At 66.0% G+C, this 9,349-nt stretch carries 9 protein-coding genes and 1 tRNA gene; 7 read left to right on the forward strand and 3 right to left on the reverse strand.

All coding sequences use genetic code 11. From position 1 onward, the window contains the following. Positions 1-85: 85 nt before the first annotated feature. From trkA to hflX, 5 genes are all read left to right on the forward strand, one after another. Entirely contained in the window at positions 86-1,462 is a 1,377-nt protein-coding gene (gene trkA / locus HUW53_RS16610; RefSeq protein ID WP_237346882.1) for a Trk system potassium transporter TrkA, read from the forward strand. Between the two features lie 13 nt (positions 1,463-1,475). Beyond that, positions 1,476-2,888, forward strand: coding sequence for a hypothetical protein (locus HUW53_RS16615; RefSeq protein ID WP_237346883.1), 1,413 nt, complete (start codon positions 1,476-1,478; stop codon positions 2,886-2,888). A 45-nt stretch (positions 2,889-2,933) separates the two neighbouring features. After that, positions 2,934-3,794 carry a D-amino-acid transaminase gene (locus HUW53_RS16620; RefSeq protein WP_237346884.1) on the forward strand — a complete coding sequence of 287 codons (861 nt, stop codon included), beginning with the start codon at positions 2,934-2,936 and terminating at the stop codon, positions 3,792-3,794. Between the two features lie 149 nt (positions 3,795-3,943). Continuing rightward, on the forward strand, positions 3,944-4,198 hold the full coding sequence (hfq, locus tag HUW53_RS16625; protein WP_234050345.1) for an RNA chaperone Hfq: 255 nt from the start codon (positions 3,944-3,946) through the stop codon (positions 4,196-4,198). A gap of 70 nt (positions 4,199-4,268) precedes the next feature. Next, positions 4,269-5,678: a GTPase HflX gene (gene hflX, locus HUW53_RS16630; RefSeq protein ID WP_237346885.1), complete on the forward strand. Its 1,410-nt coding sequence runs from the start codon at positions 4,269-4,271 to the stop codon at positions 5,676-5,678. A 37-nt stretch (positions 5,679-5,715) separates the two neighbouring features. Here the strand turns inward: hflX and mazG are convergent, their stop codons facing one another. Further along, positions 5,716-6,579 carry a nucleoside triphosphate pyrophosphohydrolase gene (gene mazG, locus HUW53_RS16635; RefSeq protein WP_237346886.1) on the reverse strand — a complete coding sequence of 288 codons (864 nt, stop codon included), beginning with the start codon at positions 6,577-6,579 and terminating at the stop codon, positions 5,716-5,718. Between the two features lie 97 nt (positions 6,580-6,676). Between mazG and HUW53_RS16640 the strand changes: the two genes are divergently transcribed. After that, the gene (locus tag HUW53_RS16640; RefSeq protein ID WP_237346887.1) at positions 6,677-7,150 is read left to right on the forward strand and encodes an SAM-dependent methyltransferase; all 474 of its coding nucleotides are present in this window, start codon (positions 6,677-6,679) and stop codon (positions 7,148-7,150) included. 340 nt (positions 7,151-7,490) lie between these two features. Here HUW53_RS16640 and HUW53_RS16645 read toward each other — a convergent pair whose 3' ends face one another. Further along, positions 7,491-8,357 (reverse strand): MBL fold metallo-hydrolase, encoded by an 867-nt coding sequence (locus HUW53_RS16645; protein WP_237346888.1) that lies wholly within the window; start codon positions 8,355-8,357, stop codon positions 7,491-7,493. Between the two features lie 275 nt (positions 8,358-8,632). Further along, a tRNA-Pro gene (locus HUW53_RS16650) sits at positions 8,633-8,710 on the reverse strand. Between the two features lie 244 nt (positions 8,711-8,954). Between HUW53_RS16650 and HUW53_RS16655 the strand changes: the two genes are divergently transcribed. Beyond that, on the forward strand, positions 8,955-9,308 hold the full coding sequence (locus HUW53_RS16655) for a septal ring lytic transglycosylase RlpA family protein (RefSeq protein ID WP_237346889.1): 354 nt from the start codon (positions 8,955-8,957) through the stop codon (positions 9,306-9,308). The last annotated feature ends 41 nt before the right edge of the window (positions 9,309-9,349 follow it).

Consider the following 9,349-nt stretch of genomic DNA (forward strand, 5'->3'; position numbering starts at 1 on the left):
CCCTCCGGGCCAACGGCGCGGGGTGATTCGGCGACCGGAACATGGGAGCTGGAGCCAACCGGTTCCGGTAGGCAAGGGGGACTCAATGCGGGTCGTGATCTGCGGGGCGGGGCAGGTGGGGTTCGGCATCGCCGAGCGCCTCGCCGGTGAGCAGAACGATGTATCCATCATCGATTCGGACGCACGCCGCATCCAGACCGTCACCGAGCAGCTCGACGTGCGCGGCGTCGTGGGCTGGGGTTCCCATCCCGATATCCTCGCCCGCGCCGGCATCGAGCAGGCGGACATGCTGATCGCCGTCACCCTGCACGACGAGGTGAACATGGTGGCGTGCCAGGTGGGGCACGCCTTGTTCAACGTGCCGACCAAGGTCGCCCGGATCCGCGCGCAGACCTACCTCCAGCCCGAATGGCGCGATCTGCTCTCGCGCGACCACCTGCCCATTGATGTGGTGATCTCTCCCGAGATCGAGGTGGGAGAGATGGTGCTGCGGCGCCTGTCGCTGCCGGGCGCCATCGACACCGTCACCTTTGCCGACGGCGCCATCGTGGTGGTGGGCGTTGTGTGCGGCGAGGACTGCCCTATCGTCAATACGCCGCTCAACCAGCTAACGCAGCTGTTCCCCGACGTGCAGGCCACCATCGTGGCCCTTGGCCGCAGGGGCCGCACCCTGGTGCCGCGCTCCACCGACCAGATCGAAACCGGGGATGTCGCCTATTTCGTCGCCAAGGCGGATCAGGTGCAGCGGGCGCTGGCCCTGTTCGGCCATGATGAGGTGCCGGGCCAGCGCATCGTGGTGGCGGGGGGCGGCAACATCGGCTTCTACGTCGCAAGCGAGCTGGAGCGGCGCAATCCGGCGGCACGCATCAAGGTCATCGAGCACAACAAGGACCGGGCACAGACCATCGCCGAATTGCTCTCGCGCACGGTGGTGCTCAACGGCGACGCGCTGGAGCGCACGATTCTGGACGAGGCCGGCGTCGGTGAGGCCGACACCATGATCGCCCTCACCAACGACGATCGCATCAACATCCTGTCCTGTCTCCTGTCCAAGCAGATCGGCGCCAAGCGCATCCTGGCGCTGCTGAACGAGCAGGGCTATGCGGCGTTCGCCCGGGGGCTGGGCATCGACGCCCATGTGAATCCGCGCCAGATCACCGTGTCGAAGGTGCTGCAGCATGTGCGCCGCGGCCGCATTCGCGGCGTTCACGCGCTGCTTGATGGCACCGGCGAGATGATCGAGGCCGAGGCGCTTGAAACCTCGCCGCTGGTCGGCAAGAGTCTGAAGGACCTCGATTTGCTGGATGGTCTGCGGATCGGCGCCATCGTCCGCAACGGGCAGGTGATGCAGCCGCGGGGCGATTTCGTGGTGCGGGCGCACGACCGGGTGGTGCTGTTTGCTTTGGCCGACCGCATCAAACGCGTGGAACAATTGTTCCGCGTCGCGCTCGAATTCTTCTAAGGGGGTGGCCGCCATGCTCAATGCGGCCCGTCCGCTCGCCGCCGCGCTTGCGGCCCTCGGCCTGCTGGCGCTCATTCCGGCGATTGTCGAGGCCCGCGCCGGTGGTGTCGTGCTGGGCGCTTATCTCGCGACCAGCGCCTATTGCCTGTTCCTGGCGCTCATGGTGCGGTTCACCACCGACGGCAGGGCATTGCAGCTTCGGCGCGCCCACGGCCTTGCCGGGCTCATGGTGCTATGGCTGGTGCTGCCGCTGGCCTCCACTCCTGCGGTGGCGGTGGCCTCGGGCCTGTCGCCGCTCGCGGCGTGGCTGGAGGCGGTGTCGGCCTTCACCACGACAGGCATCACCTCGCTGCGGCAGGCTCCCGCCAGCCTCTACGTCTGGCTCGCCCTGTTGCAATGGTGCGGCGGGCTGCTGACGGTGGTGTCGGTGGTCGCGGTGCTGGCGCCGGCCGGGCTGGGCGGCCTGCCGGACCGCACGGCGCGGGGCGGAATGGCCCTCGACGCCGTGGACATCCGCGGCGTGGCGCGGGATACGGCGCCGCTTTACCTGGGCCTGACGGTGCTCGCCGTTCTGGTGCTGATGATCGACGGCCACAGCCTTTATGTGTCCTTCACCCTGGCCACCGCCGTGGCCTCCGCCGGGGCGCACCTGCCGCCGGAGGCGCAATTGGCGCTGACGCTGGACGAAAGCCCGAAATGGCTGCTCCTGCCGTTTCTTCTGTGGAGCGCGACCTCGGTGCGCTGGCACCGCGCGCTGGTCACCCGACGCATCCATACGGCGCCGGAGCAGAAAGAGAGCCTCATCGTGCTGGCCTATTGGGCGGTGCTGGGCCTGCTGTTCGGGGTGCTGCTGTTTCGCGGATCCGACGTGCCGCCGCTGGCGGCGGTGCGCGACGGGCTGTTTACCGCGGCCTCGCTCATCGCCACCAGCGGCATCGGCCCGCACGAGGGCACCTATGCCAATCTGCCCATGGGGCTGGTGATCGCCGTGGTGCTTCTGGGGGGCGGCGCGCTCTCGGTGGCGGGGGGGCTGAAGATGCTGCGTCTGCGCGCCATGTTGTTGCGCGCGCGGGGCGATCTGCTGCGCCTCGTGTATCCGAACCTGGTGCAACCGGCATCGCTGGGGGAGGGGGGCGTGGGCTCGGCCATGCGCGGGGTCTGGGTCGGCGCGGCGGCCCTGTTCGCGGTCTACGGCCTCCTCATCATCGCCCTGGCTCCGGGCTTGCCGGGCCTCGACGCGGCACTCGCCGCCGGCGCCGCCATCATCAGCAATACCGGGCCGGTCTACGACGCGGGCGGGGGCTGGCCGCCCATGGGCAGCCTGCCCGCCGCCTCGGTGCTCGTCGCCGGCTTCGGCATGATCGCCGGACGGCTGGAGGTCATCGGCTTCTTCGTCCTGCTGCATCTGGCCCTGTGGCGCACGTGAGGGCGTCAAGCGTCGCCTTCAGCGCCTTCCTATTCGGGTGTCCCCATGTCCCGCATTGCCTATGTGAACGGTCGCTATGTGCCCCACGGCGAGGCCTCCATCCATGTGGAGGACCGCGGCTATCAGTTCGCCGATGGTGTCTATGAGGTGTGCGAGGTGCGCGGCGGCGCCCTCATCGACGCGCGCCGCCATCTCGATCGGCTGGATCGTTCCTTGGGCGCGCTGCGGATCGCGCCACCCATGAGCCGCGCCGCCCTGCTCCTGGTGCTGCGCGAGACCGTGCGGCGGAACACGGTAAGGAACGGCATGGTGTACATGCAGGTCACGCGCGGGGTCGCCCGGCGCGATCACGCCTTCCCGCCGGCGGACACGCCCGCAAGCATCGTGGTGACGGCGCGCCGTTCTGATTTCGCGGCACAGGAGGCGCTGGCGGCAACCGGGGTGAAGGTCATCAGCCTGCCCGAGAATCGCTGGCCGCGGGTGGACATCAAGACCGTCGGCCTGCTGCCCAACGTGCTCGCCAAACAGGCGGCCAAGGAGGCGGGCGCGCGGGAGGCCTGGTTCGTGGATGCCGCCGGGCATGTGACGGAGGGCGCTTCCACCAACGCATGGATCGTGACCGCAGGCGGCACCATCGTGACCCGTCCGGCAGACGCGGGCATCCTGCGCGGCATCACCCGCACGGTGGTACTAGAGGAGGCGCGAGCCCTCGGCTACGCGCTCGAGGAGCGCCCCTTCACCCTGGCGGAAGCCCACGCGGCGGCGGAAGCCTTCATCACCGCGGCATCGACGCTGGTGATGCCTGTGATCGCCATCGACGGCCAGGCCGTGGGCGATGGCAAGCCCGGCCCGGTGGCGACACGGCTGCGCCAGAGATTCCATGATTTTGCTGAGTTTTCCATCTGACCGCGGCGGTGTGCATGGCCGCTGCGCAGCAAAATATTATTGCGCTGCCGTTGGGCTGTGCCATTGTAAGCTGATAACTCCCATGGACTATCGGGCGACGCATAATTGCTCCGACCGTGGGTTCAACGCCGAAACAAATGGATACGAAAATGGCGGCGGAACGGACACAGAATCTTCAAGACACTTTTCTCAATCACGTCCGAAAGAATAAGACTCCCCTCACGATTTTCTTGGTGAACGGGGTGAAATTGCAAGGTGTCGTGACTTGGTTTGATAATTTTTGCGTGCTGCTGCGGCGTGATGGTCATTCTCAACTCGTCTACAAGCACGCGATTTCCACCATCATGCCGGGCCACCCGGTTCAATTGTTCGATCCCGCGGACGAGGGAACAGAGAAGGCCTGAGCGACGTGCAGCAGGATTTCGCCGCAGGTGCCCGGAAATGGGGCGTTTCGGCCTTTTATGAAAGGCGTTCATGACGGGCGTCGACGAATACAAGAAGGGGGGCGGCGCGATCGCCTCCACTTCCGAGGGCACGGCGTCGAGTGCGGGAGTGGATCGCCGGGCGCCGCCAACGCGGTGCGCGGTGATTACCCCCTATCTGACCAAGCGCGCGCTGCGCGGCCAGACCGAACGGCGTGAGCCGCAGGCTCGTCTCGATGAGGCCGTGGGCCTTGCCGCCGCCATCGACAATCTCGATGTGGTCTATTCCGCCCTTATCCCCCTCTCCGAGATCCGCCCGGCCACCTTTCTGGGAACCGGAAAGGTGGAGGAAATCGGCGGCGTGGTGAAGGCGGAGGCGGTGGACCTCGTGTTCTTCGACGCCGCCTTGAGCCCGGTGCAGCAGCGGAACCTGGAACGGGCGTGGGCCGCCAAGGTCGTGGACCGCACGGCGCTGATTCTGGAGATCTTCGGCCAGCGCGCGCGCACGAAGGAAGGCGCGCTGCAGGTGGAGCTTGCCCACCTCAATTATCAGCGCTCGCGTCTCGTGCGCTCCTGGACCCATCTTGAGCGCCAGCGTGGCGGCTTCGGCTTCCTCGGCGGTCCGGGCGAAACCCAGATCGAGGCGGACCGGCGGCTGATCGGCGAACGCATCGTGCGCATCGAGAAAGAGTTGCAGCAGGTGAAGCGCACCCGCGGCCTGCACCGCGCCAGCCGCAAGCGCGTACCCTACCCCGTGGTCGCGCTGGTGGGCTATACCAACGCAGGAAAATCAACCCTTTTCAATCGGTTGACCCAGGCGGACGTGACCGCGCAAGACCTCTTGTTCGCCACCCTCGACCCCACGTTGCGGGCGGTGGACCTGCCCCACGGCACACGGATCATCCTTTCCGACACCGTCGGCTTCATCTCCGACCTGCCGACCCAGCTCGTCGCGGCCTTCCGCGCGACCTTGGAAGAGGTGCTGGAGGCCGATCTCATCCTGCATGTCCGCGACATTTCCCATCCCGATAGCGAGGCCCAGTCGGCGGACGTGGCCGATGTGCTCACGGAGCTGGGGGTTGAGGTGCAGCCGGGCGGGCGCGTGGTGGAGGTCTGGAACAAGATCGACCGGCTGGAGCTGGAGGCCCGGGAAGCCGTGCTCAACAGCGCGCGACGCCTGACGGGGGTGGATGCCCCGGTGGTGGTCTCGGCGCTGAGCGGGGAGGGCACGGGCGACCTGCTCGACGTGGTGGAGCGCCGCATCACCGCCGGGCGCAGCACGCTGGTGGTCACCCTTGCGGCGGCGGACGGTGAAGGCATGGGCTGGCTCTACCGCCATGGCGAGGTGCTGGATCGCGCAACGGAGCCGGATGGCGCCATGCGGGTCACGCTTCGCATCGCACCCGAAAGGGTGGGGCTCGTGAAACGCCACTTCGGCAGCCGGCAGGTGCGCGGCACCTGAAGGGTGCTCGCGCGGCCTGTGCCGCCGGGCAGGCGGATCAGCCCGCCCCCGGCGTTTTCAACGGGACCGGAGGCGGCGCGTGCTCCCGTTCCTTTGCCTCCGCCCAGAGCGCTTCCATCCGGTCGAGGCCCGCGCCCTTGGGGGTCAGCCCGTCTTGCGCCAAGCGGTGCTCGATATGCCGGAAACGGCGGGTGAATTTCGCGTTGGTCCCGCGCAGGGCGGTCTCCGGATCAATGCCGGCGTGGCGCGCGAGGTTGGTCACCGCGAACAGCAGATCGCCAATTTCATCCTGCACCGCCGCCTGGTCTTGCTGCTCCAGCGCCTCGACCACCTCGTCCGTCTCTTCCCGGATCTTGGCGAGGACCTGACGGGCATTGTCCCAATCGAATCCCACCGCGGCCGCCTTTTCCTGAAGCTTCAGGGCGCGGGTGAGGGCAGGGAGGGGCAGGGGAACGCCCCCGAGCGCGCCCTCGTCCTCTTCCGGCGCCAGCCCCGCAGCCGCGCGTCGCGCGCGCTTTTCGGCCTTTTCCTGAGCCTTGATCTCACCCCACATGGCCTTCACGCGCTCCGGCGCCAACGCGTGCGCATCGCCGAAAACGTGGGGATGGCGGCGGATGAGCTTGGTCGTGATGGCCTCCACCACGCCGCCGAAATCGAAGGCACCGCGCTCTTGCGCCATGCGCGCGTGAAACACGACCTGGAGCAGCAGATCGCCCAGTTCGTCGCGCAAATCGCCGAGATCGTCGCGGGTGATGGCGTCCACCACCTCATAGGCCTCTTCAAGGGTATAGGGAGCAACCGTCGCGAAGGATTGCTCCAGGTCCCAGGGGCAGCCGGTTCCTGGCGTCCGCAGCGCGGCCATGATCTCGATGAGGCGCGCAATGTCGCGGGACGCTTCCATGAGGTTCTCCTTGTCGACGGGACGCTGCACTTTAAGCTTGGCACCGCGCGCAAGCGAAGCCGTTTCCTTCCCAATCAGACACCCCGCGGAGCCTCCCATGACGTCCGACCCGATCCCCGATCCCGCGATGACGGGCGGCGTCCGCGCCGGCGAACGCATCATTGCCCTGCCGGGCCGCTTTGATGCTCAGCTATATTTCGTCGGCCGGGTGCGCACGCCATGGGCCAAGCGCGCGGAATGCCCACGGCGCGGCGATCCGCTGGCTGGCCCAGTGTGTACCTTGGAAATCGACCCGCATTGGGCCGACGCACTCATCGGCATTGCGGATAATGACCGCCTCCAGGTGCTTTATTGGATGGATCAAGCGCGCCGCGACCTAGTGCTTCAGGTGCCTCGCGACGGGCGCGCGCTGGGCACCTTCGCCCTGCGCTCCCCGGCGCGCCCCAATCCCATTGCCTCTTCCGTCGTGACGCTCCTGGAGGTTCGCGGATGCACATTGTCCGTGCGCGGCCTCGACTGCGTTGACGGGACCCCGCTGATCGACCTCAAGCCCGAACACCCGCCGGGCTGAGGCTGCCCGATTCGGGCAGCATCGGACAGGGCAGGGCCGGGGAGGCATCTTGACGACACACCATGGAGACACGGCAGCAGCGCCCTTGCGACATCCCATAATACCTCACAACACCCGACCCGCTCATCCCCGTGTCATTCGCAGAAGAGATATTATGGAACATTATTATCAGGGAGTGCGGTTCGTGCCGCATCGGGACACCATCGCTCACCGCCTGCGACGTTCTCTGCTCAAGCCAACTGAAGATGGTAGAAATTCACAAAAATATCGTTAATTATCAAATGTATACAATCGATACCGGATGCACTCCGGGAGCTTCGCGGGTGGCGGCTGGAAGGCTTCAGGCGCTGGATTTGCAGCCCGCTGGCCGGCCATCTTCCCGTGTAGGCGAACAGCCGGGCGCCACAACCACCGTTAAGCCGTCATAGGCGGGCTCCACTGTCGCCGGCAGCGTGCGCCGCAAATGGGTGTAGTCGAGGTCGGTGTGCAGATCCGTCAGGATGGCGCGCCGGGGTGCCAGGGCTGCAATATGGCTCAAGGCGTCCGAAACGGTGAAATGGGAGGGGTGCGGGAGCGCCCTGAGTGCGTCCACGATCCAGATATCGAGGTTGTGCAGCAGCGCTGTCGAGCTTTCGGGGAGACTCTTCACATCGCTTGAATAGGCAATGCCGCCAAAGCGGAAGCCGAAAGAGTCCATCTCTCCGTGATTTTGTCGGAACGGCAGCGCGACAATGGGCCCCCCGGCGCCGTCGATGGTGATGGGGCATCCGTCTTGAAATCGATGGGCATTGAGAATCGGCGGGTAGCCGCTGCCGGGCGGGGTTTGGAAGCAGTAACCGAACCGCTTCTGCAACGCCTTCAGGGTATCATCGTCCGCATACACGTCGATGCGGCGCCGAAGCTCCATGGCGAGGGGGCGTAGATCGTCGATTCCGTGGGTGTGGTCGGCATGGGCATGGGTGAAGAGAACAGCATCCAGCGCGCACACGTCAGCGTCGAGAAGCTGCTCGCGTAGGTCGGGCGAGGTGTCCACCAAAACGCGGGTGACGCCGGCAGGCCCCTGGCGCGTCACGAGAATGGAGCACCGGCGACGGCGGTTCCGCGGCTCAAGGGGATCACAAGCGCCCCACCCCTGCCCTACGCGCGGCACCCCTCCAGACGAGCCACACCCCAAAATCGTGACGCTCAGGGACTCATGAAACGACATGACCACCTCGCAAAGACGCATGGAGGCGCCTCGGCCAACGGATTCCGACGGATTGAGCTGACAATGCCACCGAAACCCGCCTTGCGCAGCGCGCAAGAGCGCCGATTTCGGCCAGGAACACAGGTTCGATGGACGCAGGTTCGTTCCAGAGCGCGGAGACCGCGCCGGAGTCAGGCGCAGTTGATGCCCCGAACACAGCAATGCCGGAAGGGCGCGCCCCGCCTTGAAGGTTGAACCGTACCCTCTATGACATTCCCGGATATGTAAGAATTGAATGGTCGGAGCGAGAGGATTTGAACCTCCGACCCCTAGTCCCCCAGACTAGTGCGCTAACCGGGCTGCGCTACGCTCCGACGTGAGGCGAGTGAGTAGACCATCGTTTCGCCGGCGACAAGCCCATTTCGGTTGCCATGAGAAATCATCCCCAGCTCTGTATCGGCCCTGAAATTCGGCAAGACTCAGGCGAAACCGCCTGAAATACGGCCAAAATACGGCCATTAAAGCCGAATTGCCCCATGCGGGACCGCTGCTCGGGATATTGTGAACATATTTCGTCGGCAATGGGAGACTGTCGTCAACAGCAGGAAGTACGAGCGCATGAAAAAACGCGTGGTCCTGTCCTGTGCGGCCCTGAGCATGATGGCGTTCGCGCCCAGCTCGGGACGTGCAGACACCTCCACCGGCGTCGCCTCTTATTATTGGCAAGGCCAGCACACCGCGAGCGGAGAACGGTTCAAGCCAGGCGAGCTGACAGCCGCCCACCGGTCCCTTCCGTTCGGAACAAAGGTGCGTGTCACAAATCTGGGGAATGGGAAAAGCGTGGTCGTCAGAATCAACGACCGCGGGCCCTATATCCGGGGACGGATTATCGACGTCTCCCGGGCCGCAGCAAGCCATCTTGGCTTTACTGGGCGCGGCGTCACCCGCGTCACCCTTGCCGTCGTCGAATGACATAGGCGTCGTCACGCGTTTTACAAGGGTCGGGGGGGCAG

This window comes from Xanthobacter agilis, from assembly GCF_021730435.1.
GTDB lineage: Bacteria > Pseudomonadota > Alphaproteobacteria > Rhizobiales > Xanthobacteraceae > Xanthobacter > Xanthobacter agilis.

Excerpts from the sequence above, each read along its gene's own strand:
- trkA (WP_237346882.1), top strand. The coding sequence starts at position 86 with ATGCGGGTCGTGATCTGCGGGGCGGGGCAGGTGGGGTTCGGCATCGCC.
- HUW53_RS16615 (WP_237346883.1), top strand. The coding sequence starts at position 1,476 with ATGCTCAATGCGGCCCGTCCGCTCGCCGCCGCGCTTGCGGCCCTCGGC.
- HUW53_RS16620 (WP_237346884.1), top strand. The coding sequence starts at position 2,934 with ATGTCCCGCATTGCCTATGTGAACGGTCGCTATGTGCCCCACGGCGAG.
- hfq (WP_234050345.1), top strand. The coding sequence starts at position 3,944 with ATGGCGGCGGAACGGACACAGAATCTTCAAGACACTTTTCTCAATCAC.
- hflX (WP_237346885.1), top strand. The coding sequence starts at position 4,269 with ATGACGGGCGTCGACGAATACAAGAAGGGGGGCGGCGCGATCGCCTCC.
- mazG (WP_237346886.1), bottom strand. The coding sequence starts at position 6,579 with ATGGAAGCGTCCCGCGACATTGCGCGCCTCATCGAGATCATGGCCGCG.
- HUW53_RS16640 (WP_237346887.1), top strand. The coding sequence starts at position 6,677 with ATGACGTCCGACCCGATCCCCGATCCCGCGATGACGGGCGGCGTCCGC.
- HUW53_RS16645 (WP_237346888.1), bottom strand. The coding sequence starts at position 8,357 with ATGTCGTTTCATGAGTCCCTGAGCGTCACGATTTTGGGGTGTGGCTCG.
- HUW53_RS16655 (WP_237346889.1), top strand. The coding sequence starts at position 8,955 with ATGAAAAAACGCGTGGTCCTGTCCTGTGCGGCCCTGAGCATGATGGCG.